General features: G+C 73.4%; 28 protein-coding genes. 15 read left to right on the top strand and 13 right to left on the bottom strand.

Annotation, left to right across the window (positions count from 1 at the left end):
• The first annotated feature begins 26 nt into the window (after positions 1–26).
• From R3E88_05970 to R3E88_05980, 3 genes are all read left to right on the top strand, one after another.
• The gene (locus tag R3E88_05970) at positions 27–1298 is read left to right on the top strand and encodes a protoglobin domain-containing protein (protein MEZ4216006.1); all 1272 of its coding nucleotides are present in this window, start codon (positions 27–29) and stop codon (positions 1296–1298) included.
• Between the two features lie 122 nt (positions 1299–1420).
• Complete coding sequence (locus tag R3E88_05975) at positions 1421–2815, top strand: sigma-54 dependent transcriptional regulator (protein ID MEZ4216007.1); 1395 nt, start codon at positions 1421–1423, stop codon at positions 2813–2815.
• Positions 2812–3249: a universal stress protein gene (locus R3E88_05980; GenBank protein MEZ4216008.1), complete on the top strand. Its 438-nt coding sequence runs from the start codon at positions 2812–2814 to the stop codon at positions 3247–3249. The genes R3E88_05975 and R3E88_05980 overlap by 4 nt, the downstream gene beginning before the upstream one ends.
• Positions 3250–3261: 12 nt before the next feature.
• Here R3E88_05980 and R3E88_05985 read toward each other — a convergent pair whose 3' ends face one another.
• From R3E88_05985 to R3E88_06000, 4 genes are all read right to left on the bottom strand, one after another.
• A complete protein-coding gene (locus R3E88_05985; protein ID MEZ4216009.1) occupies positions 3262–4446 on the bottom strand; it encodes a hypothetical protein in 1185 nt (394 codons plus the stop codon).
• 80 nt (positions 4447–4526) lie between these two features.
• The gene (locus R3E88_05990; GenBank protein ID MEZ4216010.1) at positions 4527–5282 is read right to left on the bottom strand and encodes a DUF2238 domain-containing protein; all 756 of its coding nucleotides are present in this window, start codon (positions 5280–5282) and stop codon (positions 4527–4529) included.
• Positions 5283–5375: 93 nt separating this feature from the next.
• Complete coding sequence (locus R3E88_05995; GenBank protein MEZ4216011.1) at positions 5376–5945, bottom strand: CBS domain-containing protein; 570 nt, start codon at positions 5943–5945, stop codon at positions 5376–5378.
• A gap of 82 nt (positions 5946–6027) precedes the next feature.
• Positions 6028–6456: a CBS domain-containing protein gene (locus R3E88_06000; GenBank protein ID MEZ4216012.1), complete on the bottom strand. Its 429-nt coding sequence runs from the start codon at positions 6454–6456 to the stop codon at positions 6028–6030.
• A gap of 342 nt (positions 6457–6798) precedes the next feature.
• Between R3E88_06000 and R3E88_06005 the strand changes: the two genes are divergently transcribed.
• The gene (locus R3E88_06005) at positions 6799–8037 is read left to right on the top strand and encodes an APC family permease (GenBank protein MEZ4216013.1); all 1239 of its coding nucleotides are present in this window, start codon (positions 6799–6801) and stop codon (positions 8035–8037) included.
• 34 nt (positions 8038–8071) lie between these two features.
• Here the strand turns inward: R3E88_06005 and R3E88_06010 are convergent, their stop codons facing one another.
• Positions 8072–8524 carry a universal stress protein gene (locus R3E88_06010; protein ID MEZ4216014.1) on the bottom strand — a complete coding sequence of 151 codons (453 nt, stop codon included), beginning with the start codon at positions 8522–8524 and terminating at the stop codon, positions 8072–8074.
• Positions 8525–8829: 305 nt separating this feature from the next.
• Between R3E88_06010 and ccoN the strand changes: the two genes are divergently transcribed.
• The 8 genes from ccoN to ccoS all read left to right on the top strand — a co-directional run bounded on the left by ccoN (position 8830) and on the right by ccoS (position 15644).
• Positions 8830–10248 (top strand): cytochrome-c oxidase, cbb3-type subunit I, encoded by a 1419-nt coding sequence (gene ccoN / locus R3E88_06015; protein ID MEZ4216015.1) that lies wholly within the window; start codon positions 8830–8832, stop codon positions 10246–10248.
• Positions 10249–10251: 3 nt separating this feature from the next.
• A complete protein-coding gene (gene ccoO / locus R3E88_06020; protein ID MEZ4216016.1) occupies positions 10252–10935 on the top strand; it encodes a cytochrome-c oxidase, cbb3-type subunit II in 684 nt (227 codons plus the stop codon).
• Positions 10935–11084, top strand: a complete 150-nt coding sequence (locus R3E88_06025; GenBank protein MEZ4216017.1) for a hypothetical protein — start codon at positions 10935–10937, stop codon at positions 11082–11084. Before ccoO ends, R3E88_06025 begins: the two co-directional genes overlap by 1 nt.
• A complete protein-coding gene (locus R3E88_06030) occupies positions 11081–11659 on the top strand; it encodes a c-type cytochrome (GenBank protein MEZ4216018.1) in 579 nt (192 codons plus the stop codon). Before R3E88_06025 ends, R3E88_06030 begins: the two co-directional genes overlap by 4 nt.
• 88 nt (positions 11660–11747) lie before the next feature.
• Positions 11748–13055 carry a cytochrome c oxidase accessory protein CcoG gene (ccoG, locus tag R3E88_06035; GenBank protein ID MEZ4216019.1) on the top strand — a complete coding sequence of 436 codons (1308 nt, stop codon included), beginning with the start codon at positions 11748–11750 and terminating at the stop codon, positions 13053–13055.
• Positions 13052–13264 carry a hypothetical protein gene (locus R3E88_06040; GenBank protein MEZ4216020.1) on the top strand — a complete coding sequence of 71 codons (213 nt, stop codon included), beginning with the start codon at positions 13052–13054 and terminating at the stop codon, positions 13262–13264. The genes ccoG and R3E88_06040 overlap by 4 nt, the downstream gene beginning before the upstream one ends.
• Positions 13261–15486, top strand: coding sequence for a cation-translocating P-type ATPase (locus R3E88_06045; protein ID MEZ4216021.1), 2226 nt, complete (start codon positions 13261–13263; stop codon positions 15484–15486). Before R3E88_06040 ends, R3E88_06045 begins: the two co-directional genes overlap by 4 nt.
• Positions 15483–15644: a cbb3-type cytochrome oxidase assembly protein CcoS gene (gene ccoS / locus R3E88_06050; GenBank protein MEZ4216022.1), complete on the top strand. Its 162-nt coding sequence runs from the start codon at positions 15483–15485 to the stop codon at positions 15642–15644. Before R3E88_06045 ends, ccoS begins: the two co-directional genes overlap by 4 nt.
• A 24-nt stretch (positions 15645–15668) precedes the next feature.
• Here the strand turns inward: ccoS and R3E88_06055 are convergent, their stop codons facing one another.
• From R3E88_06055 to R3E88_06080, 6 genes are all read right to left on the bottom strand, one after another.
• Positions 15669–16046, bottom strand: coding sequence for a cupin domain-containing protein (locus R3E88_06055; protein MEZ4216023.1), 378 nt, complete (start codon positions 16044–16046; stop codon positions 15669–15671).
• Positions 16047–16132: 86 nt separating this feature from the next.
• Complete coding sequence (locus tag R3E88_06060; protein ID MEZ4216024.1) at positions 16133–16432, bottom strand: hypothetical protein; 300 nt, start codon at positions 16430–16432, stop codon at positions 16133–16135.
• Positions 16432–17232 carry a ferritin-like domain-containing protein gene (locus R3E88_06065; protein ID MEZ4216025.1) on the bottom strand — a complete coding sequence of 267 codons (801 nt, stop codon included), beginning with the start codon at positions 17230–17232 and terminating at the stop codon, positions 16432–16434. The genes R3E88_06060 and R3E88_06065 overlap by 1 nt, the downstream gene beginning before the upstream one ends.
• Positions 17229–18653: a wax ester/triacylglycerol synthase family O-acyltransferase gene (locus R3E88_06070; GenBank protein ID MEZ4216026.1), complete on the bottom strand. Its 1425-nt coding sequence runs from the start codon at positions 18651–18653 to the stop codon at positions 17229–17231. Before R3E88_06070 ends, R3E88_06065 begins: the two co-directional genes overlap by 4 nt.
• 36 nt (positions 18654–18689) lie before the next feature.
• A complete protein-coding gene (locus R3E88_06075) occupies positions 18690–19577 on the bottom strand; it encodes a ferritin-like domain-containing protein (GenBank protein ID MEZ4216027.1) in 888 nt (295 codons plus the stop codon).
• Positions 19578–19596: 19 nt separating this feature from the next.
• Positions 19597–20145 carry a hemerythrin domain-containing protein gene (locus tag R3E88_06080; protein MEZ4216028.1) on the bottom strand — a complete coding sequence of 183 codons (549 nt, stop codon included), beginning with the start codon at positions 20143–20145 and terminating at the stop codon, positions 19597–19599.
• A gap of 295 nt (positions 20146–20440) precedes the next feature.
• Here R3E88_06080 and R3E88_06085 point away from each other — a divergent pair, with 295 nt between their 5' ends.
• From R3E88_06085 to R3E88_06095, 3 genes are all read left to right on the top strand, one after another.
• Positions 20441–21331 carry a universal stress protein gene (locus tag R3E88_06085; GenBank protein ID MEZ4216029.1) on the top strand — a complete coding sequence of 297 codons (891 nt, stop codon included), beginning with the start codon at positions 20441–20443 and terminating at the stop codon, positions 21329–21331.
• A gap of 114 nt (positions 21332–21445) precedes the next feature.
• Positions 21446–21844, top strand: coding sequence for a phage holin family protein (locus tag R3E88_06090; GenBank protein MEZ4216030.1), 399 nt, complete (start codon positions 21446–21448; stop codon positions 21842–21844).
• Positions 21841–22194, top strand: a complete 354-nt coding sequence (locus R3E88_06095) for a PGPGW domain-containing protein (GenBank protein MEZ4216031.1) — start codon at positions 21841–21843, stop codon at positions 22192–22194. Before R3E88_06090 ends, R3E88_06095 begins: the two co-directional genes overlap by 4 nt.
• Here R3E88_06095 and R3E88_06100 read toward each other — a convergent pair.
• Positions 22149–22946 (bottom strand): exodeoxyribonuclease III, encoded by a 798-nt coding sequence (locus tag R3E88_06100; protein ID MEZ4216032.1) that lies wholly within the window; start codon positions 22944–22946, stop codon positions 22149–22151. The two genes, R3E88_06095 and R3E88_06100, sit on opposite strands and share 46 nt — an antisense overlap.
• A 14-nt stretch (positions 22947–22960) precedes the next feature.
• The gene (gene speA / locus R3E88_06105) at positions 22961–24868 is read right to left on the bottom strand and encodes a biosynthetic arginine decarboxylase (GenBank protein MEZ4216033.1); all 1908 of its coding nucleotides are present in this window, start codon (positions 24866–24868) and stop codon (positions 22961–22963) included.
• Positions 24869–25145 lie beyond the last annotated feature (277 nt).

Raw genomic sequence — 25145 nt, forward strand, 5'->3', positions numbered from 1 at the left:
CGCGATCGCGCCGGAGGCCGGAACGCATGGGCATCGACATCGCGACGCGGATCGACTTCCTCGGCATCGACGAGGACGAGCTCGCGGAGCTCGCGGCGCTCGAGCCGGCCTTCGCCGCGAGCGCCGATGCATTCACGGCGGCCTTCTACCAGCACCTGCTGTCGTTCGACGCCCCGCGCGGGCTGCTCGGCGACCCGGACGTGCGCGACCGCCTGCTCGAGAGCCAGAAGCAGTACTTCGTGAGCCTCTGCGGCCCCAAGATGGACGCGGCGTATGCGGAGCGCCGCGCGGCGATCGGGCGCATGCACGAGCGCGTCGGGCTCGAGCCCACCTGGTACATCGGGGCGTACGCGCTCTATCTGCGCGAGATCGGGCGCATCCTCTCCGAGCACTATCGCGACGACGCCGCGCGGATGCGCCGCGCGCACGACGTGCTCTGCAAGCGCATCCTCTTCGACCTCCAGCTCGCGATGGAGGCCTACATCGATCGGCGCGGCAAGCAGCTCGAGTTCGCGAACCGCGAGCTCGCGGCTGCGCAGCGCGGCCTCGCGCGCGAGGTGCGCGAGCAGCGCGAGGAGCTCAAGGTGACGACGGCGCGCGCGCGCGCGGCCGAGCAGCTCGCCTCGGTCGGCGTGCTCGCCGCCGGCCTCGCGCACGAGATCGGGACGCCCATGAGCGTGATCCGCGGCCACGCGGAGAGCCTCGAGGGCGTCGTTCCCGACGAGCGCTCGCAGTGGCGCGTGCGCACGATCGTCGAGCAGATCGACCGCATCACGAACATCATGCAGGCGCTGCTGAACCTGGCGCGGCCGCGCGAGCCGGTGATCGGGCCGGTCGATCTCGGCGGCGTGCTCGAGACGGCCGCTTCGTTCCTCGCCCAGAAGCTCGAGCGCCGCGGCATCGAGGTCGCGCTCGAGGTCGACGGCGACGTCGTCGTCGAGGGCGACGCCGAGAAGCTGCAGCAGCTGTTCCTCAACCTCATCCTCAACGCGGCGGACGCCATGGGCGGCGGCGGCGAGCTGCGCCTCGGTGCGCGCGCGGTCGAGGGCGGCGCCGTGCACGCCTGGGTGGCCGACACGGGCGTGGGCATCGAGCCCGTCGACCTGCCGCGCATCTTCGACCCGTTCTTCACGACGAAGCCCGCCGGGCAGGGCAACGGGCTCGGGCTCGTGGTCGCGCGCGGCATCGCGATCGACCACGGCGGCGACATCGAGGTCGAGAGCGAGCTCGGCGCGGGCACCCGTTTCACGGTCGAGCTGCCCGGCCCGCCGGAGGGGTCGCCGCCCCACCGCGGCTGAGAGCTTCCGCCACACGCGTGCCACAATGTCGCGTCTCGGGGCCGCGGGCCCGGGGTGCGGGAGGGCGAGGCGCGCCCTGCGGCCGCCCCAACCTGGCATCCGGCCTGCACAGGGGGGCGCACATGCGCAGTCCGCGAGCAGTCCTGGTCGTCGACGACGACGTCGCCATGGGCGAGATGGTCGTCTCGCTGCTCGACGACCACGGGATCGACGCCGAGTGCGTGGGCAGCGCCGATTCGGCGCTCGCCGCCGTCGAGCGCCGCGAGTTCGACGCCGTGCTGTCCGACATCCGCATGCCCGGCCGGACCGGGCTCGAGCTGCTCGGCGAGCTCCGCGAGCGCTGTCCCGACGTCCCGGTCGTGCTGATGACGGCGTTCGGAAGCATCGACTCGGCGGTCGCCGCGATGCGCGGCGGCGCGTTCCACTACGTCACGAAGCCGTTCAAGCGCGAGGAGGTGCTCGTCGTCCTCGAGCGCGCGTTCGAGCACCGCGAGCTCGAGCGCGAGAACGCGCGGCTGCGCCGCGCGGTGGATCGCACGGCCTCGTTCGGCGACCTCCTCGGGGCGAGCCCCGCGATGCGCGAGATCTTCGCGAAGATCCGCAAGGTCGCGGACAGCCGCAGCAGCGTGCTGATCACGGGCGAGAGCGGCACGGGCAAGGAGGTCGTCGCGCGCACGCTCCACTTCAGCGGCTCGCGCCGCGAGAAGCCGTTCATTCCGATCAACTGCACGGCGATCCCGGAGGGCCTGCTCGAGAGCGAGCTCTTCGGCCACCGCAAGGGCGCGTTCACGGGCGCCGACTCGAACAAGGAAGGGCTCTTTGCGCGCGCCAACGGCGGCACGCTCTTCCTCGACGAGATCGGCGACATGGGGGGCGGCCTCCAGAGCAAGCTCCTGCGCGTCCTGCAGGACGGCGAGGTGCGGCCCGTCGGCGGGACGGAGAGCGTCAAGGTCGACGTGCGGATCGTCGCCGCGACCAACAAGGACCTGCGCAGGGAGATCGAGGAAGGGCGCTTCCGCCGCGACCTCTTCTACCGCCTGAACGTGATCCCGCTTCACATCCCCCCGTTGCGCGAGCGGCCGGAGGACGTCGAGGTGCTGGCGCGGGCGTTCGTCGAACGCCACGCGGACGGCGCGCTGCGGCGTCTGTCGACCGACGCGTTGCGTCGGCTCGAGCGCTGCCACTGGGAGGGCAATGCGCGCGAGCTCGAGAACGTGATCGAGAGGAGCCTTGCCATGTCGGAGAACCAGGTACTCACGAGCGACGATCTGATCCTGCCGGACGAGGAGGGAGGGCCGATGCAGAGGGAGTCGATGGCCGAGGGAGACGCGGGCTTCCTCGCGGAGGCGCTCGCCCAGCGGCTCACGCTGCGCGAGCTCGAGGACCGCTACACGGACGCGGTGCTCGAATTCACTGGCGGGAACAAGATGCAGGCGGCGAAGATCCTCGGGATCAACCGCCGCACGCTCTACCGCCGCGGCGATCGCGCGGCGGCGGGCGAGAGGGAGGGCTCGTGAAGATCGAGACGATCCTCGTTCCCGTCGACTTCTCGGACGGCGCGCGCGCCGCGCTCGACGCGGCCATCGACCTCGCCAAGGAGCGCGGCGCGCGCCTCCACCTGCTGCACTGCTACCGCATCGATCTAGGGTGGGCGTCCCCGTACGGCGTGACGCTCCCGCCGACGCTCGGCGACGAGATCAAGCAGGCGGCGTCCGCCGAGCTCGCGAAGTGGACCGAGGACGCGGTCGCGCGCGGCGCGAACGCCGAGGCGCACCTGAGCAGCCTGCTTCCGACCGAGGGCATCGAGCGCGCGGCCGAGCAGCTCGGCGCCGACCTCATCGTCATGGGCACGAAGGGCCTCACGGGGCTCAAGCACGTCGTGCTCGGCAGCGTGGCCGAGCGGACGGTGCGCCACGCGCCGTGCTCCGTGCTGACGGTGAAGACCGCCTAGCCTCGCCGCTCGCTAGTCGGCCTCGTCGGCCTCGTGTGCGGCGCCCGGTGCGGGCGGCGCGGCGCTCGTCTTCGCTTCCGCGACGAGGTGCCGGAGCTCCTCGAGCGTGGCGTTGGCCTCGCGCGGGAGGTGCAGGCCGCCCGAGCCCCCGTACACGAACCGCCAGTGCTCCTCGAGCCGGGCGAGCGCGTCCTGCGCGTGCGGGCCGCCGGGCGCGAGCCGCACGGCGCGCTCGAGGTGCGTGGCGGTCTCCGGGTGCCAGAACGCGAACGCGTGGCGGTCGCCGATGACGCCGAGCCAGTAGTAGGCCTCGGCGCGCTCGTCGGCCGGCGCGGCGTCGCGATCGATGATCTGCAGCAGGTCGCTCGAGGCCACGAGGTCGCGCACGAGGCCCGTGCGCGCGGCCGCTCCCTCGGCCTCTCCGGCGCTCGCGAGCTCGCGCGCGCGGGCGAGCGAGGGCGGTGTCGCGACGGACGGACCGTAGGTCGCGAGGTCCGCGCGCCAGGCGGCGACGACCTGCTGGAACTCGTCGCCGAGGTCGCTCCGCTCGGCGAGCTGCGCGAGCGTGCGCGCGGCGCGCGCCGGGTCGCGCTCCACGCGGATCGCGATCGTCAGGTAGTGGTAGATCGTGTCGCCGATCGAGATGCGCCGCGGGTCGGTTCCCGGGTCGAGCAGGAAGCCCTCGAACTCGTCGAGCGCCGTCCCGAACGAGCGCGTCGCGACGTGGAAGAGGGCGCGCTCGTCGCCGTCGAGCGACTGGATCGCCGCCTCGTGGGTGAGCCGGCTCGCGAGCGGGAAGTTGCGCGCCTTGGGCACGCGCGAGTGGCACGCGACGCAGTACTGCGTCGCGGTGACGACGAAGAAGCGCGCCTCCTCGGGCGCGCCGCGGTCGAAGCGGCGCCGCGCTTCGCGCAGGTCGTTCGAGAGGCCGCCGGCGTGGTACTGGAAGTCGGCGTCGCGCTGCGCGGCGTGCGCCTCGAGCGCTTCGGAGACGTCGTCGAGCTCGCCGAGCAGCGTCCCGATGCGCGCCTGCGACGTCTCGTCGAGGAAGTGCTCGTCGTCGAGCACGAGCGGGAGCAGCTCGGCGAAGCGATCGAAGATGCGGTGCATCGTGGCGCGCGGCGTCGCGGCCGCGACGAGCGCGAGCGACGCGCCCGCGACGAGCCCCGCGCGAGCGAACCTGTGTCCGAGTCCCATGACACCCCCCTCGTCGTGCGACCCCAGGCGGCGCGGACGATAGTGCACCCGCGCGCGCGCGCGCGCCGGTGCGCGGCGTCTCAGTCGGTCGCGCCCGCGCCGCCGTCCTCGCCGTCGATGAGCCGCCGTGCGAGCACCTCTTCGCCGAGCGGCTCGCTGTGCTTGACGCGCAGGCTGTGGGCCCAGTCCGCCGCGAAGTCGCGCTGGAGGGCGAGGTTGATGGCGAGCGTCGCGCCCATCGCGAGCACGGCGCCGAGGCTCGCGAGCGCCATGTCCTTGTGCGCGTCCCAGACGTCGCCCTGCGTGCCGAGGTAGGCCTGGCCGAGCTCGCCCCCGAACAGCTCCGCCGCGCCCCACTCGATGAGCTCGTAGATCATCGAGGTGGACATCGTGACGTCGAGCGGGATCAGGTAGCCCCAGACGCCGCGCACGTCGACGATGCGCAGCACGATCTCGCGGATGGGGTAGGCGAGCAGCAGCCCGTAGAGGAAGTGGACCGCGCGGTCGAACTGGTTGCGCTCGAAGCCGAGCGCGGCGTCGATCGAGAAGCCGAGCCAGCGCTGCGCCCACGCGTCGTATGGAACGAGCGAGTAGGTGTAGTGGCTCCCGAGCTCGTGGAGGCACGAGAAGGCGAAGATCATCGTGTAGGAGATGCGCGAGAAGCGGAAGCTGCGGCGCGTCGCGACGAGGACCGCGACCAGGGCCACGAGCAGGACGTTCTCGAGCACCCACGTCGAGCGCGACACCGGCGAGATCGCGAGCGCGGCGAACTCGACGGCGAACAGGCTGCCCAGCACGATCAGCGTGGCGCGGTAGGAAAGGCGCGGATCGAACACGGTCGGCCCTCGCTCGGCCGGCGGAGCGCGCGCCGCCGGGGCGCCGGGCGCGGGCCCGACCCCGCCGATCATCGACCGCTCGTCGCCGCGGCGCTAGTCGCGGCGTCCGCCGAGCCAGTCGAAGAAGCCGCGCACGTCGTGCTCGATCCGCGTGCGCGCGCTCGACTCGAGCTCGCTCACGTAGCTGCGGAAGTCCTCCACCAGCTCCTCGCGCGCCTCGGCGCGCCTGCGCGTCGCCGTCTTGCGCGCCGTCTCGCGCAGCTCGACGCGCACCGCGTCGGCCGCGTTCCAGAGCACGGTCGCGAGCCCCGTCAGCACGTCGTCGAACGAGGCGACGCCCGCGATCCTCCCGTCGTCGACGAGCGCGATCCGGCGCACGCCGCGCGCGCGCATGCGCTCGAGCAGCTCGCCGCTCGTCTCGTGCGGGTCGCCCGTCACGAGGTCGCGCGACATGATCTCGCTCGCGCGCACCTTCGACTCGTCGAGCCCGCGCGCGACGACGCGGCGCACGAGGTCGCGGTCGGTCACGATCCCGACCGGCGCGCGCGCCGCGTCGACGATCACGATGCTCCCGACGCCGTGCGCGTCCATCGCGTCCGCCAGCTCCCAGGCGGTGGCATCCGGTCCGAGCGTGACGGCTTCCGGGTGGGTCAGTCCGTGCATGGCTCGCTCCTCGGCTCGCTCGCGCGCGTCGGCGCGGAGCGGCGATGGGGTGGGCGGGGCGGCCGGGCGCCCCGCGCTGCGATCAGGCCGACGCCGTGCGCTGTGCCTCGGCGACGCTCGCGAGCGCGCCCACCTCGTTCGCGATCGCGCGCAGCGCGGCGTCGATCGAGAACAGGCCGACGAGCCTTCCGCCGTCGCCGATCACGGGCACGCGGCGCACACCCTCGCCGTTCATGCGGCGGAGCGCCGTCGCGATGGGGGTCAGCGCGCGCACGCGGATCGGGTGCTCGGTCATCACGTCGCTCGCGAGCGTCGCGTCGGCGTTGCGACGCCGGCGCAGCACGCGCAGCGCGATGTCGCGATCGGTGACGATCCCGATCGGCCGGTGCTGCTCGTCGACGATCACGACGCAGCCGGTGTCCTCGGCGTCCATCCGGCTCGCGAGCTCCCGGATCGTCGCGTCCGGTCGCGCGGTGGCGACCTTCGTGGTGCAGTGGTCTCCGACGGGCACGGTGTCCTCCTCCGTCTCGCCGTCGCGCGCGGCGTTCGCGCGCGACGCAGCATCTCCCGGGTTCACGTCCGAACGCAGGAGCAAGATGCGTGCCCGGGGCGACGCGGGCGGAGCGCTCCCGGGGCGCGTCCGGCCGCCCGAAGCGCGCGCGCGCGCTCGCTGTCGACCGGGACGTCGTGGCGAGGCGCCTCGCGCGCGTCGCGCGGGCGCGCGCTGCCTACACTCGGCGCGCTGCCGCGCGGGGGCGGTGCGCGGCGCGGAACGAGGAGGGCCCGTGACGGGCGACGGGGCGATCGCGCTCGCAGCCGGAGTCGCGGGAGCGCGGCTCGGCGGCGAGCTCGCGTGAGCGCGGGCCGGCCCGCGCGCGGCGGCGGTGCCCCCGGGTCGCTCGAGCGCCGGCTCGGCCCCGTCGCGCTCGTGCTGTACGGGCTCGGCACGACGGTGGGCGCGGGGATCTACGCGCTGACGGGCGAGGTCGCGCGCGTCGCGGGCGCGTGGGCGTTCGCGTCGTTCGCGCTGGCGGCGCTGCTCGCGGGTGCGAGCGCGGCCTCGTTCGCCGCGCTCTCGGCCCGCTTCCCGCGCGCGGCCGCCGAGGCCGTGTTCGTGCGCGAGGCCTTCGCGAGGCCGCGCCTCGCCACCGCGGTCGGGCTCGCGATGGTGGGCACCGCGAGCCTCTCGGCCGCGACGGTCGGCAATGCGTTCGTCGGCTACCTGGGCGAGATCGTCGCCGTCCCGCGCGCGCCCGCGCTCGTCGCGCTCGTGGCCGCGCTCGCCGGACTCGCCGCATGGGGCGTGCGGGAGTCCGTCGCGGCGGCGTCGATCGTGACCGTGGTCGAGGTGGCCGGGCTCGCGCTCGTCGTCGCCGCCGCCGCGCCCGAGGCGATCGCGCGCGCGGGCGCGCCGGGCGCGTTCGACCTCGCGGCGCTCCCGGCCGGGGCGGGTGGCGTCTTCGCGGGCGCCTTCCTCGCGTTCTACGCGTTCCTCGGGTTCGAGGACATGGTGAACGTCGCCGAGGAGGTGCGCGACGCACCGCGCGTCGTGCCGCGCGCGATCGCCGCGACGCTCGCCGCGACGCTCGCGATCTACGCGGCGGTGGCGCTGTGCGCGGTGCTGGTCGTGCCGCCGGCCGAGCTCGCGGCGAGCGAGGCCCCCCTCGCGCTCGTGCTCGAGCAGAGCGGCGGCGACCCGCGGTGGCTCGGCGCGATCGGCGTCGTGGCGATGCTCAACGGCGCACTGATCCAGATCATCATGGCGTCGCGCGTGCTCTTCGGGCTCGCGCGCGACGGCGAGATCCCGGCGGTGTTCGGGCGCGTCGCGCGACGCACCCGCACGCCGGTCGTCGCGACGGGCGCCGTCGCCGTCGCGGTCGCGACGCTCGCGCTCGCGTTTCCCCTCGCCCGCCTCGCGGAGGCGACCTCGCTCGTCACGCTCGCGGTGTTCGCCGTGGTCGACGCGGCGGCCATCCGCCTGCGCGCCGGGCGGGAGCCCGGCGACCCGCTCCGCATTCCGCGCGCGCTGCCGTGGATCGGGCTCGTCTCGAGCGCGGGCTTCCTGGTCGCGCGGCTCGTTCTCGCCGTCTGACGGGCGCGCACCGGCAGCCCGCCCGCCGGCGCACTCACGCCGCGGAGGAGTCCGGCCTCACGACGAGCACGCTGCACGGCGCGTGGCGCACCACGCGCTCGGCGACGCTGCCGAGCAGGACGTGCTTGAGCCCCGTGTGGCCGTGCGTGCCGACGACGATCATCTCGGCGCCGACCTCGCGCGCGACGTCCGAGATCCCCGTCTCGGTCGGCGTCGCGACCAGGTGCGTGTGCGTGCGGACGCCCGCGGCGACGGCCTTCTGCGCCGCGCCCTCGAGCCGGCGGAGCGCGCTCTCGCGCGCCTCGCGGATCCCGCTCTCGGGGATCGCGAAGTCGTACACGCCGACGGCCGGAACCGGCAGCGCGAACACGTGGGTGACGTGGAGCTCGGCGTCGAAGTGGCGGGCGAGCTCGATCGCGCGGTCGAGCGCGAGCTCGGCCGTGTCGGAGAAGTCGGTCGCGACGACGATGTGCTTCGGCGGGTGCATGACGGAGGACTCCTTCGCTGCGCGCGCGGCGCGCCCGAGCGCGAACGCCCGGACGCCGGAGCACGATGCGTGCCAAGGCCCGGGCTGGGCGGCGCGGCGCTCGGGGCCGCGCGTGAGCCGTATTCGACCGCGAACGCGCCCATTTGTCACGCGGCCGTGTCCTGGGGTCACGCGCCTCGGTGCTCGGCGCGCGCATACGCCGCCCGAGAGCCGGCACGTCTCGTGCACAGCCGGCGGACGCACCTTCCATGAGGAGGATCGTCGTGTCCGCATCGCATTCGGAGGGGGGCGCCGTCCAGTACGACATGGCCGTCGTGCGGGGCTTCGCCATCTCGGCGCTCGTCTGGGGCACGGTCGGCATGCTCGTCGGCCTCGTGATCGCGCTCCAGCTCGCGTGGCCCCAGCTCAACTGGGGGCCGCTGCACTTCGGTCGACTGCGACCGATCCACACCAACGCCGTCATCTTCGGCTTCACGCTCGGCGCGGTGTTCGCCGGCACGTACTACGCCATCCAGCGCCTGTGCCGCGTCCGCATGTTCTCGGACACGCTCTCGCGGCTCAATCTGTGGGGCTGGAACGCGATCATCGTCGCCGCGGCCGTCACGCTCCTGCTCGGCAAGTCGACCGCCAAGGAGTACGCCGAGCTCGAGTGGCCGATCGACATCGCGATCGCCGTCGTGTGGGTGATCTACGCGATCAACGTGTTCGGAACGCTGATCAAGCGGCGCGAGCAGTCGATGTACGCGGCGATCTGGTTCTGGATCGCGACGATCCTCACGATCGCGATGCTCCACATCGTCAACAGCCTCGAGCTGCCCATCTCGATGTGGAAGTCGTACTCGCTCTACGCGGGCGTGTACGACGCGAACATCCAGTGGTGGTACGGGCACAACGCGGTCGGCTTCCTGCTCACGACGCCGATCCTCGGCCTCATGTACTACTACCTGCCGAAGCAGATCGACCGGCCGATCTTCTCGCACCGGCTCTCGATCCTCCACTTCTGGTCGCTGATCTTCATCTACATCTGGGCCGGGCCGCACCACCTGATCTACTCGCCGCTGCCCGACTGGGCGCAGACGTTCGGCGCGGCCTTCTCGCTGATGCTGATCCTGCCCTCGTGGGGCGGCATGCTGAACGGCCTGCTCACGATGCGCGGCGCCTGGGACAAGGTGCGCACCGACCCGCTGCTCAAGATGTTCGCCGTCGGGCTCACCTTCTACGGCATGAGCACGTTCGAAGGCCCGATGATGTCGATCAAGACGGTGAACTCGCTGTCGCACTTCACCAACTGGACGATCGGCCACGTGCACAGCGGCGCGCTCGGATGGGTCGCGCTCACCTGCTTCGCGACGCTGTACTACCTGATCCCGCGCCTGTGGCACACGCAGCTGTACAGCCTGCGGCTCGCGAACGTGCACTTCTGGACCGCGACCATCGGCATCGTGCTCTACGTGACGCCGATGTGGATCTCGGGCGTGACGCAGGGCCTGATGTGGCGCGCGTACGAGCCGGACGGCAGCCTGACCTACGCGTTCATCGAGACGGTCAGCGCGATCCGCGTCTACGACGTGATCCGCGCCGGCGGCGGGGTGGTCTTCCTCGCCGGCATGTTCGTGATGCTCTTCAACGTGTGGAAGACGATCGCGCAGGGCACCTCCGCGGTTCCCGCGCCGCCGCGCGCGGACGCGCTGGCGCCGGCGCCCGTCGCGACGGGAGGTGCGTAGGCCATGGCGTACGAGGCACACAAGCCGCTCGAACGGAAGTGGGGGCTGTTCACGCTCCTCACCTTCGTGTCCGTCGCGATCGGCGGGCTCGTGCTGATCCCGCCGCTCTTCCTCCAGGGCGTCGTCACGCCGCTCGACACGCTGCGTCCGTACAGCGCGCTCGAGCAGGAAGGGCGCGACATCTACATCCGAGAGGGATGCAACACGTGCCACAGCCAGCAGGTGCGGCCGCTCAAGTCGGAGACCGATCGCTACGGCGCCTACTCGCTCGCGGGCGAGAGCGCCTACGACCGGCCCTTCCTCTGGGGCTCCCGCCGCACCGGGCCGGACCTGCACCGCGTGGGCGGCCGCTATCCCGACTCGTGGCACTGGATCCACCTGACGGATCCGCGCCGCCTCGAGCCGCGCTCCAACATGCCGTCGTTCGCGTTCCTCACGACGACACCGCTCGACACGTCGCTCACGAGCGCGCGCCTCGCCGGCCTCCGCACGCTCGGCCATCCGTACTCGGACGCCGAGGTCGCGAACGCCGAGAGCGACGCGCTCTCGCAGGCGCGCGTGGTCGCCGCGAGCCTGCGCCGCGACGGCATCGAGCTCGACGCGGCCCAGGAGCGCAGCGAGGCGATCGCGCTGATCGCCTATCTGCAGTCGCTCGGCCACGCCGTGCGCGGCGGGGGGGCGCGCTGATGGAGTGGGTCGCCCTGTACAAGCTGGGCCGGCTCGGGCTGCTGGCCGCGATCCTCGTCGGGCTCGCGGTGTGGCTCTGGGTCGTGGCGAATCCCGAAGCGCTCGAGGCGCCCGCGCGGCGCATGCTCGAGGAGGACGACGAGGCATGAGCGACGAACGAAACGCCGGTGGCGCACCGGAGATCGCCGAGTACGTGCGTCCGGGAGCTCCGGTCCGCGACGCGATCGGCGAGGAGGACAACCCGATCCCGCTGTGGTTCAACGCGGGCTTCTACGGGATGATCGTCTTCGGCATCGTCTACCTCCTCTACTACACGCTCTCGGGGTGGTCGTCGGCGAACCAGTACGCCGGCGAGGTCGCGGCCTTCGAGGAACGCTATGCGCACGTGAAGGCGGCCGCGCCGACCTCGAACCCGTACCACGGCGATACCGCCGCGATCGCGGCCGGCCAGCAGGTCTTCACGACGATCTGCGCCGCGTGCCACAAGCCCGACGGAACCGGCCTCGTCGGTCCGAGCCTCGTCGACCCGTACTGGAAGTACGGCTCGGACGACGCGTCGCTGTTCGAGTCCGTCGCGAACGGCCGCCCGGGTGGCATGCCCGCCTGGGGCACGCAGCTCGGCACCGAGAAGATCTGGCAGGCGCTCGCCTATGCGGAGAGCCTGCCGCGCGAGTCCGAGCCGGGCGTCGGTGCGCCGAAGCCCGGCGAGGAGCCCGCGCCGTAGCCGACGGCCGCGCCGTCGTCCGTCCCGCCGCCGCGGCGGTCGGGACGGACGCGCGCCGGGAGAGATGGAAGGAAGGTCCGAGCTCGCCATGTTGAACGCACGTCCCGTCGAAGGCCGCTTCCGCACGCTGCGCGCCAACGTGAACGCGATCCTGGTGCTGATCCTGTTCGCCGTGCCGTGGATCCGCATCGGCGGCGAGCCGCTCGTCCTGCTCGACATCGCCGCGCGACGCTTCCACGTCGGCGGGCTCGTGATCTTCCCGCAGGAGCTGTACCTGCTCTGGCTGCTCGTCATCGGCCTCGCGATCTCGCTCTTCTTCTTCACCGCGCTCGCCGGGCGGCTGTGGTGCGGATGGGCCTGCCCGCAGACGGTCTTCACCGACGTCTTCGCGGGCATCGCGCGACGCGTCGAGGGCTGGAAGGGCCACGCGCGCCCGAAGCGCGTCGCGCCGTGGCGCCGCGTGCTCCTGCACGCCATCTGGCTCGCGTGCAGCGCGGCGATCGGCTTCCACCTCGTCGGCTACTTCCACTCGCCGTACACGATGCTCGGCGAGATCCGCGCCGGCGAGCTCAGCGCGACGACGATCGGCTTCTTCACGTTCGCGACGCTCGTCTCGTACGCCGACTTCGTGTACGTGCGCCAGACGTTCTGCAAGTTCCTCTGCCCCTACGCGCGCTTCCAGAGCGTGATGTTCGATCGCGACACGCTCGTGATCGGCTACGACGCGCGGCGCGGCGACCCGCGCGGCAAGCGCGCCGAGGGCGACTGCGTCGACTGCGGGCTGTGCGTGCAGGTGTGCCCGTCGGGCATCGACATCCGCGACGGTCTGCAGCTCGACTGCATCGCGTGCACGCAGTGCATCGACGCCTGCGACGGCGTGATGGCGAAGCTCGGCCGCGAGCCCTCGCTCATCGGCTACCGCGCGCTCGCGACGCTCGAGGGACTGCGCCCGGCGCGCGTCCTGCGCGCGCGCGTCGTCGTCTACGGCGCCATCCTCGCGGTGATCGGCCTCGCGTTCGGGAGCCTGCTCGCGCGCCGCGAGGCGCTCTCGGTGGAGATCATCCGCAACCGCGCGGAGCTCGTGCACATGACGGCCGACGGCCGCGCGAGCAACGCCTACACGCTCCACATCCAGAACCGCTCGCGCGAGCCGCGGCGCTTCCGCGTCGCGCTCGACGCCGACGGGGCGCCGGGCTTCGAGCTCGTGACCGGCATGAACCCGGTCGCCGTCGCCGCGAGCGACGAGGTCGAGACGCGCGTGTTCGTGCTCGCGCCGCGCGACGCCGACGTCGGCATCGAAGGGCGCGAGATCCGCTTCGAGGTGAGCGCCGAGGACGACGCGAGCGCGCAGGTCGTCCGGCCCGCGCGCTTCCTCGGGAAGGGGGCGACGGGATGAGCGGCGAATCCGAGGCGGCGCCGCGGCGCCGGTTCGAGCCGTGGCCGTGGGTGCTGGCTGCGATGCTCGGCGCGATGATCGCGACCTCGATCTCGTTCTACGCGGTCGCCGCCTCGCACCGCGACCCCGAGGTCGAGCGCGTCGACGCGCCGTCGGGCGCGGTGGCGCCGGAGCCCGGCGCGCCGCGGGCGGAGCGCGGCCACCCGTGAGCGCCGCCGTCGCGGAGACGGGGCTCTTCCTCGACGGGCTGCACTGCTCGGGCTGCGTGAACCGCGTCGAGCGCGCGCTGCGCGCGGCGCCCGGCGTCGCCGACGCGAACGTGAACTACACGACCCACCGCGCGCTCGTGCGCTTCGACCCCGCGCACACCGACGAGAGGGCGCTCGTGCGCGAAGTCGAGTCGCTCGGCTACCGCGCCACGCCCTACGCGCCCGAGGCCCTCGAGCGCCCCCAGCAGCGCGACGCGCGCCGCGCGCTCGTGCGCCTGCTCGTCGCGGCGTTCTTCGCGGCGAACGTCATGCTCGTCGCCGTCGCGCTCTACATCGGCGCGATCGAGGGCGTCGACGTCGCGACGCGCCGCGGGCTGCGCTGGCTGGCGATCCTCCTGTCCGTGCCGTCCGTGACGTGGTGCGCGGCGCCGTTCTGGAGCGGCGCGGTGCGCGGGCTCGCGCGGCGCGAGATCACGATGGACGTGCCGATCGCGCTCGGCATCGGCACCGCGTTCGCGACCAACGTGCTCGGCACGCTGCGCGAGAGCGAGCACCTCTACGTCGACTCGGCCGCGATGATCGTCTTCCTCATCCTGCTCGGGCGCACGCTCGAGCGCAGCGCGCGCGCGCGCGCCGCCGCCGCGGTCGACCGGCTCACGGCGCTCACGCCGGCGACCGCGCTGCGCCGCGCGGCCGACGGCTCGCTCGAGGAGGTGGCCGCGGCGTCGCTCGCGCGCGGCGACCTCGTCGTCGTCGCGCCGGGCGAGGTGGTGCCGGCGGACGGGCGCATCGTGCGCGGGGCGAGCGAGCTCGACGAGTCGCTGCTCACCGGCGAATCGCTGCCCGTCGCGCGCGGCGCGGGCGAGCGCGCGGTCGGCGGCACGCTGAACCTGCTCGGCGAGCTCGAGCTCGAGATCGAGGCCGCGGTGGACGCCGGCACGCTCGCGCGTCTCGCCGCGCTGCTCGAGCGCGCGCAGACCGAGCGCCCGAAGATCCAGCGCCTGGCCGACCGCGTCGCGCGCGTCTTCGCGCCGACGGTGCTCGGCGCGGCGCTCGCCGTCGGCGTCGCGTGGTGGTGGGTCGGTGCGCCCGTGTTCGAGGCGACGCTCGCCGCGAGTGCCGTCCTGATCGTCGCCTGCCCGTGCGCGCTCGGCCTCGCGACGCCGGCCGCCGTGACGGCGGCCATCGGTCGCGCGGCCGCGCTCGGGGTGATCGTGAAGGGCGGCGAGGCGATCGAGCGCTGTGCGGCGATCGACCGCTGCGTGCTCGACAAGACGGGCACCGTGACGCAGGGGCGGCTCGAGGTGCGCGCGGTGGAGCCCGCGCCCGGCGTCGACGCGGCGCGCGTGCTCGCGCGCGCGGCCGCGGCGGAGGGAGCCTCGGCGCACCCCATCGCGCGCGCGCTCGCGGAGGCGGCCGCGGGCGCGGGGCAGGGCGAGGTCGTCGAGGCGGCGCTGCGCGCGCCGGGCGAGCGAAGCGCCGCGGCCGGCCGCGGCGTCGAGTGGCGCGCCGGTGGCGACGTGGTGCGCGTCGGCGCGCGCGCGTTCGCGGTGGGCGCTTCCGACGCGCGCGTTCCCGACGCACTCGAGTCGGCCGCGCGCGCGCTCGCGGCGCGCGGCGCGACGCTCGCGTGGGTGGCCGATGCGAAGCAGGTGCTCGGCGTCGTCGGTCTCGTCGACGCGCTGCGCGCGGACGCCGGCGACGCGGTCGAGCGCCTCGACCGGCTGGGCGTCGCGAGCGAGCTCGTCACGGGCGACCACGAGCAGGCGGCGCGCGTCGTCGCGCGCGGCGCGGGCATCGCCGAGAGCGCCGTGCGCGCGCAGGTGGCGCCCGAGGGCAAGGTCGAGCGCATCCGCGCGCTCCGCGGCGAGGGGCATCGCGTGCTCGCCGTCGGCGACGGGATCAACGATGCCGCGGCGCTCGCGGCCGCGGACGTCGGCGCGGCGATGGCGAGCGGCTCCGACGTCGCGCTGCACGCGGCCGACCTCGTCGTCCGCAGCCCGCGCCTCGGCGCGGTGGCCGACGCGATCGAGCTCTCGCGCGCGGCGCTGTCGCGCATCCGCGAGAACCTCGCGTTCGCGCTCCTCTACAACCTCGTCGCGGTACCGCTCGCCGCGACCGGCTGGCTCTCGCCCCTCGCGGCCGCGGTGGCGATGAGCGCGTCGTCGCTCGTCGTCACGGGCAACGCGATCCGGCTCGGCCGCTGGCGGCCGCGCGCATGAGCTTCCTCGCGGTCACGATTCCCGTCTCGCTGCTGCTCGGGGCGACGCTGCTCGCGCTCGTCGTCTGGCGCGCGCGCGCGGGCGACTACGACGACTGGGAAGGGCCCGCGGAGCGCATGCTCCACGACGACGACTCGACGCCGGAACGCGAGGCCTGAGGCGGCGGCGCCCGCGTCGCGCGACTAGTCCTCGGACGGGCCACCCGAAGCGAAGAACACGAGCAGCGTGATGTCCTCTTCGATCTCGAAGAAGGAGTGCTCGGCGGTCGCGCGGACGTAGAGCAGCGAGCCCCGTCCGACCTCGCGCTCGCGGCCGTCGATGCGCACCTTGCCGCGGCCGGAGATCACGAAGTAGACCTCGTCCTCGTCGTGCGGCGCCTGCAGGTCCTTCGCGCCGGCGGGCAGGCGGTAGACGCCGCAGCTGAGCGACGGGACGCGCAGGAACTCGCGGTACGGCGTGCCCGTCTCGCGCAGGCGCTCGACCTCGTCGGCGATCTCGAACGCCTTCCAGGCCCGGTCGGCCGGCACCGTCGCATCGTCGTTCGGGAGTCGTCGCTTCATGCTGCGCCTCGTGCCCTCGCCGCGGGCCGGCGCTCCGCGCCGGGCCTCCGCCCGAGCGAGACGATGGGGGCAGGGCGCACCCGCCGTCAATACTCGGCGTGGCCCTCGAGGCGCCCGCCCTCGCCGACGACGATCCGCAGCCGCGTCATGCACGCCATGCAGTAGAGGCGGTCGCCCGGCCGCAGCTCGCGCGACGAGCGCACGACGATGCGGCAGACGGGGCAGAGCACTTCGTTCGGCGCGAGCGAGTCGCCGTCGCCGCTCCAGCGCCGGTAGAACTTGCGATAGGCCTTCGGCACCTCGTCGAAGCCGGTGTCGTCGGCGAGCTCGTAGCGGCGGCGCGGGCGCTTCGTCGCGGGCTCGATCAGCGGGTCGCGGTCGAGCATCAGCCGGCGAGCCCCAGGCGCGCGACGGCCTGCAGGTAGGCGCGGCCGAGATCGGCGCCGCTCGTGCGCACGAGGCGCAGCTCGCTCGCGGCGTGCTCGAACGTCTCGAGCACGATCGCGTCGAGGTCGCGCTTCACCTCGCGCAGCCAGTCGGCGCGCTCGGGTGCGGCGCGGAGCGCGCGCGCGATCTCGTTCTCGCCGAACCCGAGGTGGCGGCGCTCGTCGCGCAGGACGCGCTCGAGCAGGTCGCGCGTGATCGGGTCGGCCGTCTTCGCGTGGGCGCCGAAGGTCACGTACTCCATCGATTCGAGCATCACGTTCTGCGCGAACAGCGCGCTCGTCCACTCGCCGGCGTCGACGAGCTGCAGCAGTCGCCGCTTGAAGTCGAGCAGGCTCGGCGCGGCGCGGCGCTCGATCGCCGCGTCGGAGGCGTCGGCGCCGAGCTCGGCGATGCGCGCGCGCATCACCTCGAGGTGTCGCGCCTCGTCCGCGACCTGGGTCGCGAGGAAGATCTTGAACTCCGTGTTGGGCGCGATGCGCACGAGGCCGCTCGAGCCCTCGAGCGCGGCGCTCTCGCCGACCCAGTAGGTCGAGAGCGCGTTGACGAGGCGCGTCCGCGCCTCGTCGTCGAGCGTCTCCTCGCGCAGGTCGGCGTGGCCGTTGTGCAGGCCGCCGAGATAGCCCTCGACCGCTTCGAACCAGTGCTCGAACGACCGCACGCGCCGCCGGAACTCGTCGGGATCGATCGCGTGGAGCTCGTCGCCGCCGGGCGCGTCCTCCGTCGTCGTGTGCGTCGTCATCGCGCTCCGCCCGTCTTCGGCTCGCGCGCGGCGAGGCCCGCCGCGGCGGCCAGCCTCGCCGTCGCCTGCTCGATGTGCCGCGCGAGCAGCGCGATGTCGGGGACGCGGTCGGCGTCGGCGATCAGGCCCCAGCAGAGCGTGCCGTCGTAGCTCAGCACGCCGATCGAGAGCCCGTGGTTCTCGAGCAGCGGCGGATGACCGTACACCGCGAGCTGGCGCGCCGACAGCAGGTAGAGCGGCTGGCCGGGTCCGCGCACGTTCGTCACCACGCAGTTGGTCGTCCGCGAGGCCGCGTTCTGCACGTCGAAGGGGAGCCAGTCCATCAGCTCGGTGAGCGCCTCGATCGCGTCGGCCTCGTGGCTGCCCTTGCGGTCGCGCGTCGCCGCGCGGATCGCCTCGACCTGCTTGCGCGGGTCCGACTCGCCGAGCGGCAGGCGCACGATCCACGACGACACGCGGTTGCCGAAGTCCCCGCGCTCGTCCGGACGGCGCACGTCGACCGGCGTCGACACGCGGAAGTCGAGCTTCGCGACGTCGACGCGCCGCTCGATCAGGAACCGCCGCATCGCGCCCGCGACGATGCCGAGCACGACGTCGTTGACCGAGCAGCCGAGCTCCTTGCGGATCGCGAGCAGCAGCTCGAGCGGCGTCTCGGTCGTCTCGAAGTGGCGGTGCGGGCCGACGGGGCCGTTGATCGGCGTCTCCGAGGCCGGCGTCAGGAAGCCGTCGACGAGCCCGCGCACCGCGTCGAGCTGGGCGGCGAGGTCGTCGATCGGATGCTCGCTCTCGCGCGCGAAGTCGACGGCGCGCCGCAGCGCGCCGATCGGAGCCAGCAGGCGGCGCCGCGTCTCGTCGCGCGCGAGCTCGCGCGGCGTCGGGAGCGGTCGCGGCACGAAGCGCGCGGCCGGGCCCGGCGTCGCGACGGGCTCGAGCGACATGAGGCTCGTCATCAGGTCGGTGCCCGCGCCGCCGTCGATCAGGCAGTGGTGCTGCTTGCTGATGAGCGCGAAGCGATGGCCCTCGAGCCCCTCGATCACCCACGTCTCCCACAGCGGGCGGTTGCGGTCGAGCGGCTGCTCGACGATGCGCGACGCCAGCCGCTCGAGCTGCTCGTGGGTTCCCGGGCGCGGGAGCGCCGTGTGGCGGACGTGGTAGTCGATCGAGAAGCTCGGATCGTCCACCCACACGGCGTGGTCCCGGCCCGGGATCCACATCAGGCGCTGTCGATAGGCGGGCATCACGTGCAGCTTCGAGGCGAAGTGCTGCACGATCGCCGGGAAGTCGATGCCGCCCTCCTCGGTCTCGAGCGGGCCGGCATCGAAGATCTGCAGCGCCGACGTGTGCATGGGGAGGTTCGGCTTCTCCCAGCGCAGGAACGCGTTGTCCAGCGTCGAGAGACGTTCGTACGCGTAGCGGGCCATGGCCGATCCTCCCCGGTCTCGCGTCGCGCGCGCCGGCTACGGCCGGCGCGGCGTGCGGTAGTCGATGCCGATGCGCGCGAGCCGCTCGCGGAAGGCACCGAGGATCGTGTTCGCCAGCGCCGCCTCGAGCTCCTCCGGGTCGGCGGTCGCGAGGTTCACGCCCTGCCACTGCGGCTCCGGGCCCTCGCTCGGCCCGCGCGCGGCGCGCGCCGCCTCCTGCGCGGCCTTCGTGTCGGGCGCGCGCATCTGGTCGGCGAACGTCGCGAGCATGTAGTACGACATCTCCTCCTGCATCTTCTCGATCTCTTCCTTGCGCTCGGGATGCTGTCGCACGAGGCCGCCGATCGCGTTCTCGCCGAAGCCGACGTGGCGCCGCTCGTCCGCGATCGTGCCGGCGAGCGTGTGCGCGAACTTCGGGTTCAGCTGGCCGTTCGCCTGCGCGAGCATCTCGAACACGGCGAACGCCATGCCCTCGAGGATGACGTTCTGCCCGACGACGCCCGCGACGAAGTTGCCCGACGTCACCTTGTCGAGGAGCACCTCGGCGAAGCGGATCAGGTTCGGGTTGCCGTAGGCCTTGAGCGTGTCCTCGAGCTCGGACTTCTTCACGCCCAGGTCGTACATGCGTTGCGTGAAGATCTCGACGTGGCGGGCCTCGTCGAGCGTCTGCGTCGCGAGGAAGCGCTTGTGCGCCTCGTCGGGCGCCGCGTTGATCAGGCCGGAGGACGCGGCGAGCGCGCAGCGCTCGCCGAGCACGAGCTGCGTCGTGAGACGCACCGCCTGCTCGCGCAGCAGCGGGTCGCTCATCACCACGTCGGGCTCGGACTCGCCCGGCGCGTGGCCGTACTCGGTGTCCTCGAGATAGCCCTGCGGGCAGGACTCGAGCCAGTACTGGATGGAGTACGCGTTCAGGAAGTCGGCCATCGTCGTTTCTCCTCGTCGGTCATTGGGCAGCCGCCGGCGGCTTGTTCGCCGGGGTCGCCGCGGGCGCGTCGTTCAGCGAAGTGTTGGCGTGCGAGATCAGCTCCTCCTCGCGCGCCTCGTGGTCGGCGAGCAGCTCGGCGAACTCGTCGAGGCGTTCGCGCGACGTCTCGCGCTCGCCCGACGACAGCAGCATGCGGATGACGACCGCGCGGTCGCGCAGCGCATCGTGCTCGTCGCAGAGCGTCGCGAGCTTGCTCGTGAGATCGGGGCGGAGGCCGTGCAGCGCCGGGAAGTAGAGGCGGTCCTCGAGCGAGAGGTGCGCCTCGAGCGCGTCCGCGAACCGGACGAACGCCTCGCGCGCGCAGTGCACGGCGTCGCGGTAGAGGGAGCTCAGGACGGCGCCGAAGAGCGCGTTCAGCTGGTCGTGCTGACGCGAGATCCGAAGCTCCTCGTACCGCATGCGGTGGCGGGCGCCGACGTCGCGGCCGGGCACTCCGCCGACGGACGGCTCGCGGGCGGACGCACTCTCGGCACCGGTCGGGCGCGCGGGCTGTCCGTCGAGCTTCATGGCCGTCTCCTCGAGCGCGCCGTCCTCGCCGCCATCCGCAGCCCGCGTGCTCGGCGCTCTCGTTCCCGGGCGAGTGCAAGGTTGGTGCCGCGCGTGTCGCGAGGGAGAGCGGCGTCGCGCCGGCTGCAGCGAGACGCTGCGTCGCGAAGCCGCGGCCGCGCGCGGGGCGCGGGGTCACAAGCTGCGCATTCGCGACGCCGCGCGGCAGGCTTCGCGACGCGCTGCGCCATCGCGGCGGCGGCCGATGCGATCGCGGCCCGAGCGGGGCACGATCCGCGGCCGGGAGGACGGCGCGATGCTGGGACCGGGAGAGCTGCGGGACGTGGTGGTGGCGATCGAGCTCGCCCCCGGTGCGGACGGCGCCGACCCCGCGCCGACCGCGGGCAGCCGTCTCGCGCTGACTGCCGCCGGCCGGCTCGCGGGGGTGGCCGGTGCCCGCGTGCGCGTCGTGCACGTCGCGCGCGGCGACGCGCTCGCGCTCGAGGTCTGCGAGCGCGCGCTCGGCGTCGCTGCGGCCGCGCTCGCCGCGGACGGGCTCGAGGCGTCGACCGATCTCGCGATCGGGAGCGCGCGCGAGCGCCTGGCCGCGCTCGTCGGCGATGCCGACCTGCTCGTGCTCGGCCGCAACGATCACCGCTCGCACGCGCCGGGCGCGCTGCGTCGCGTGGGCAGCGTCGCGAACGCCGCGCTGCGCGACGCGCGCCCGCACGTGTGGCTGGCATCGGCCGAGGCCGACCACTGGCCGCCGCGCCACCTCGTCGCCGCGCTCGACGACGACGACGATCACGTGCTCGACGCCGCGCTCTCGCTGGCCGCGCGCTGGCGCGCGGGGCTCGCGGTCGTCCGCGTGCTGACGCGGACGCCGTCGCTGCAGCTCGCCGGCGAGCTCGACGCGCACCGGAACGAGCGGCGCGCGGCGCTGCGCGCGCAGGTCGCGGCGGCGGCGGCGCGGGTGGCTCCGGGGCTCGACGCGGAGGCGATCGACGTGCGCGCGGGCTACGACACGCCCGAGCACGGCATCGCGGCGGTCGCCGAGCAGACGGTCGCCGACGTCTGCGTGCTCGGCGTGACGCCGCGGCGCGGCCTCGCGCGCTGGGTCGTCGGGACGACCGCCGAGCGGATGCTCGACGACGTGCGCGGGGCGATCCTCGTGGTGCGCGAGCCGGTGCGCGCCGCGGGCGCGTGAAGGGCTCGCCGTCGCGCGCGCGGTGGGCGCGCGGCGACGGCCGTTCCTCGCGCGGCCCCGGCCGCGCGGAAGCCGCGGCGCGAGCGCGCCGCGCGAAGCCAGGGGAGGACGGGCATGGGATTCGCGATCCGGATGGCGATCACGGCGTTCGGGCTGTGGCTCGCCGCGCGCTGGGTTCCCGGCATCGAGATCGCGAGCGGCGCGACGCTGCTCTTCGCCGCGCTCTGGCTCGGCGTCGTCAACGCCGTCGTGCGGCCGGTCGTCGTCTTCCTGACGCTGCCGCTCACGATCCTCACGCTCGGGCTGTTCGTGTTCGCGATCAACGCGGCGATGCTCGGGCTCGTCGCGTGGCTGCTCGACGGCTTCCGCATCGCGAGCTTCGGCGCCGCGCTGCTCGGCTCGCTGATCGTCGCGATCACGGGCTGGATCGGCTCGGGCTTCGTCGGGCCGAAGGGCCGCTACGAGGTGATGATCGTGCGCGCGCGGCGCGACGGGGACGAGGACGCTCGGTGAGCGAGCGGCCGTCGCCGCACGGCGACGACGACGCGCCGATCTGGACGAGCCCGTACCGGCTGCTGCGCCGGCTCGTCGTCGCCGTGCTCGGCCTCTCGGTGCTCGCCGTCGGACTCGCGCTGCTCGTGCTGCCCGGCCCCGCGTTCGTCGTGATCCCGCTCGGCCTGGGCATCCTGGCGATCGAGTTCGAGTGGGCGCGGCGCTGGCTGCGCCGGACGAAGGCGCAGTACGCGGAGCTCGCCGCGTGGGCCGCGGGGTCGGGCGCGTCGGACGACGCGCGCGGCGCGGCCGACGGCGCCGGCGCTCAGCCGAAGACGCGCTCGTCGACGTCGACCCCGACCGGGCAGTGATCCGAGCCCTCGACGTCCGCGAGGATGAACGCGCGCTCGACGAACTCCATCGCGGCCGGACACGCGAACACGTAGTCGATGCGCCAGCCGACGTTCTTGGCGCGCGCGTCGCCCCACTGCCGCCACCAGGTGTAGGCGCCCTCCGTCTCCGGGTGGAGCGCGCGGAACGTGTCGCTCCACCCCGCCGCCACCCAGCGGTCGAGCTCGGCGCGCTCCTCGGGCAGGAAGCCGCTGTTCTTGCGGTTGTCCTTCGGGCGCGCGAGGTCGATCTCGGCGTGCGCGGTGTTGAAGTCGCCCATCACGAGCACGCGCCGGCCGGACTTCCGCAGCGCCTGCACGCGCTCGAAGACGGCGGCGTAGAACGCGAGCTTGTAGCCGACGCGGCTGTTGTCGCGCTCCTTGCCGCTGCCCTTCGGAAAGTACGCGTTGGCGACGACGAGCTTCCCGAAGTGCGCGATCTGGAGGCGGCCCTCGACGTCGAAGCGCGCGTCGCCGAGCTCCGTCTCGACGCGGTCGGGTGCGCGCCGCGCGAACAGGCCGACGCCCGAATAGCCTCGGCGCTCGGCCGCCCGGAAGTGGCAGTGCCAGCCGCGGCGCGCGCGCAGGTCTTCCGGGATCTCGTCCTCGAGCGCGCGCACCTCCTGCACGCCCACGATCTCGGCGCGCGCGCGGGAGAGCCAGCTGCCGAAGCCCTTCTTCGCGCACGCGCGCAGGCCGTTCACGTTCCAGGAGACGATGCGTCGGCGCGCCACGGAGCCGGCTGCGCTCAGTCGTCGTCGCGCGACAGGTAGGTGTACTCGGTGAGTCCCTGCTCGTAGCGCTTGCGCAGGCGCGCGGAGTCCTCGAGGCCGATGTCGCCGTCGCGCAGCGCGCGTTCGATGGTGCGCCGCACCTTCTCGATCAGCGCGTGGCGGTCGTACTGCACGTAGTGCAGCACCTCGCTCACCTCGTCGCCCTCGACCTCGTGCTCGATCGCGTAGCGACCGTCGTCCTCGACGCGCACGTGCACGGCGTCGGTGTCGCCGAACAGGTTGTGCAGGTCGCCCAGGATCTCCTGGTAGGCGCCGACGAGGAACACGCCGACGTAGTACGGCTCGCCGTTCCAGCCGTGCAGCGGGAGCTGCGCGCGCACGCCGTCGTTCCCGATGAAGCGGTCGATCTTGCCGTCGCTGTCGCAGGTGAGGTCGGCGAAGACGCCGCGCCGGTTCGGCTCCTCGTCGAGGCGGTGGATCGGCATCACCGGGAAGAGCTGGTCGACGGCCCAGTGGTCGGGCGCGGACTGGAAGACGGAGAAGTTCCCGTAGTAGGTGTCGGCGAGCTCGCGCTCGAGGCTGTCGAGCTCCTCCGACGGCTCCTCGAGGCCGCGCGCGACCGCGAGGATGCGCTCGCAGCACTGGAAGTAGAGACGCTCGGCGCGCGCGCGCGCGGTGAGGTCGAGGTAGCCGAGCGAGAACAGCGAGGCCGCCTGGTCGCGCAGCTCCTGCGCATCGTGATAGGCCTCGTAGACGTTGTCCTCGTCGATCGCGCCGTCGCGCACCTCGGCGAGGTCGACGAGCACCTTCTCGTCGTTCTCGTCGACCGGCCCCTCGAGGCCGCTCTTCGTCATCTCGTGCACGCCGAGCACGTCGAACACCAGGACCGAGTGGTGCGCCACCATCGCGCGGCCCGATTCCGTGATGATGTCCGGATGCGGCTGTCCGGCCTCCTCGCACGCGTCCTGGATGGTCGCGACGACGTCGTTCGCGTACTCCTGGATCGAGTAGTTCATCGACGACAGGTCGTCGCTCTGCGAGCCGTCGTAGTCGACGCCGAGGCCGCCGCCGACGTCGATCGTCGTGAGCCCGGCGCCGATCTCGCGCAGGCCGACGTAGATGCGGCTGATCTCGCGCACCGCCTCCTTGTGCGCCCGGATGGCCGTGATCTGCGATCCGATGTGGCAGTGCAGGAGCTCGAGGCAGTCGAGCATGTCCTCGCCGCGCAGGCGCTCGACGGCCGCGACGAGCTCGGCCGGCGAGAGCCCGAACTTGCTGCGGCTGCCCGTGCTCTCGATCCACTTGCCGGCGCCGCGCGTCCACATCTTGGCGCGCACGCCGATGTGCGGGCGGATGCCCAGCTCCTTGGACGTCTTGATCAGCAGCTCGAGCTCGCGGAAGCGGTCGATCACGATGATCGGGCGCCGGCCGAGGCGCTGGGCGAGCAGCGCGGTCTCGAGATAGGCGCGGTCCTTGTAGCCGTTGCAGACGATGGTCGCGCCCGGCGTCTCGAGCACGGCGAGTGCGACGAGCAGCTCGGGCTTGCTGCCCGCCTCGAGGCCGACGCCGAACGCGGCGCCGTGCTCGACGATCTCCTCGACCACGTGGCGCTGCTGGTTCACCTTGATCGGGTAGACGCCGCGCCAGCGCCCCTTGTACTCGTACTCGTCGATCGCGTACTGGAACGCGCCGCCGATGCTCGCGATGCGGCTCGCGAGGATGTCGGAGAAGCGGATCAATAGCGGCGTCCGAAGCCCGCGTCGCTGCAGGTCGCCGACGAGCGAGAGCAGGTCGATCCCCGGCCCGTCGCCCCCGCGCGGCTTCACGACGACGTGCCCCGCGTCGTTCACGCCGAAGTACTCGTCGCCCCAGTAGCTCAACCCGTAGAGCTCGCGGCTCTCCTGGACGGTCCAGCTGGCCATCGGGAACCTCGTCGTCGCGTGCGCCCGGTGCGGCCGACGACGCGCGCGTCGGGCGGGAGAGGGCGGAGAGCGGAGAGGGTGGGGGTTGTGCACGGCACCGTGCCGACGCGGCCATTGCATAGCTCGCACGTACGCGAGGAGAAAGCCTCGCGCCGGCGGGACGAGGACGCTCCCGAGCCGACCGGCCGGCGGCGGCCACGCGCGAGCCGCTGCGGAGGAGCGGCCTCGTCCGTCGGTTGCGCTCGGCGCGCGGCGATCCGGGTAGGATCGCGCGACC

It is taken from the genome of Myxococcota bacterium (genome assembly GCA_041389495.1).
Taxonomy (GTDB): Bacteria; Myxococcota_A; UBA9160; order UBA9160; family UBA4427; genus JAWKRT01.

What these genes read in the sequence shown, in the direction of transcription:
- ccoO (MEZ4216016.1), top strand. Translation starts at nt 10,252, where the DNA reads ATGGCGTACGAGGCACACAAGCCGCTCGAACGGAAGTGGGGGCTGTTC.
- R3E88_05970 (MEZ4216006.1), top strand. Translation starts at nt 27, where the DNA reads ATGGGCATCGACATCGCGACGCGGATCGACTTCCTCGGCATCGACGAG.
- R3E88_06060 (MEZ4216024.1), bottom strand. Translation starts at nt 16,432, where the DNA reads ATGCTCGACCGCGACCCGCTGATCGAGCCCGCGACGAAGCGCCCGCGC.
- R3E88_06030 (MEZ4216018.1), top strand. Translation starts at nt 11,081, where the DNA reads ATGAGCGACGAACGAAACGCCGGTGGCGCACCGGAGATCGCCGAGTAC.
- R3E88_06040 (MEZ4216020.1), top strand. Translation starts at nt 13,052, where the DNA reads ATGAGCGGCGAATCCGAGGCGGCGCCGCGGCGCCGGTTCGAGCCGTGG.
- R3E88_06065 (MEZ4216025.1), bottom strand. Translation starts at nt 17,232, where the DNA reads ATGACGACGCACACGACGACGGAGGACGCGCCCGGCGGCGACGAGCTC.
- speA (MEZ4216033.1), bottom strand. Translation starts at nt 24,868, where the DNA reads ATGGCCAGCTGGACCGTCCAGGAGAGCCGCGAGCTCTACGGGTTGAGC.
- ccoS (MEZ4216022.1), top strand. Translation starts at nt 15,483, where the DNA reads ATGAGCTTCCTCGCGGTCACGATTCCCGTCTCGCTGCTGCTCGGGGCG.
- R3E88_06055 (MEZ4216023.1), bottom strand. Translation starts at nt 16,046, where the DNA reads ATGAAGCGACGACTCCCGAACGACGATGCGACGGTGCCGGCCGACCGG.
- R3E88_06025 (MEZ4216017.1), top strand. Translation starts at nt 10,935, where the DNA reads ATGGAGTGGGTCGCCCTGTACAAGCTGGGCCGGCTCGGGCTGCTGGCC.
- ccoN (MEZ4216015.1), top strand. Translation starts at nt 8,830, where the DNA reads ATGGCCGTCGTGCGGGGCTTCGCCATCTCGGCGCTCGTCTGGGGCACG.
- R3E88_05995 (MEZ4216011.1), bottom strand. Translation starts at nt 5,945, where the DNA reads ATGCACGGACTGACCCACCCGGAAGCCGTCACGCTCGGACCGGATGCC.
- R3E88_06090 (MEZ4216030.1), top strand. Translation starts at nt 21,446, where the DNA reads ATGGGATTCGCGATCCGGATGGCGATCACGGCGTTCGGGCTGTGGCTC.
- R3E88_06010 (MEZ4216014.1), bottom strand. Translation starts at nt 8,524, where the DNA reads ATGCACCCGCCGAAGCACATCGTCGTCGCGACCGACTTCTCCGACACG.
- R3E88_06080 (MEZ4216028.1), bottom strand. Translation starts at nt 20,145, where the DNA reads ATGAAGCTCGACGGACAGCCCGCGCGCCCGACCGGTGCCGAGAGTGCG.
- R3E88_06070 (MEZ4216026.1), bottom strand. Translation starts at nt 18,653, where the DNA reads ATGGCCCGCTACGCGTACGAACGTCTCTCGACGCTGGACAACGCGTTC.
- R3E88_06075 (MEZ4216027.1), bottom strand. Translation starts at nt 19,577, where the DNA reads ATGGCCGACTTCCTGAACGCGTACTCCATCCAGTACTGGCTCGAGTCC.
- R3E88_05975 (MEZ4216007.1), top strand. Translation starts at nt 1,421, where the DNA reads ATGCGCAGTCCGCGAGCAGTCCTGGTCGTCGACGACGACGTCGCCATG.
- R3E88_06085 (MEZ4216029.1), top strand. Translation starts at nt 20,441, where the DNA reads ATGCTGGGACCGGGAGAGCTGCGGGACGTGGTGGTGGCGATCGAGCTC.
- R3E88_05985 (MEZ4216009.1), bottom strand. Translation starts at nt 4,446, where the DNA reads ATGGGACTCGGACACAGGTTCGCTCGCGCGGGGCTCGTCGCGGGCGCG.
- ccoG (MEZ4216019.1), top strand. Translation starts at nt 11,748, where the DNA reads ATGTTGAACGCACGTCCCGTCGAAGGCCGCTTCCGCACGCTGCGCGCC.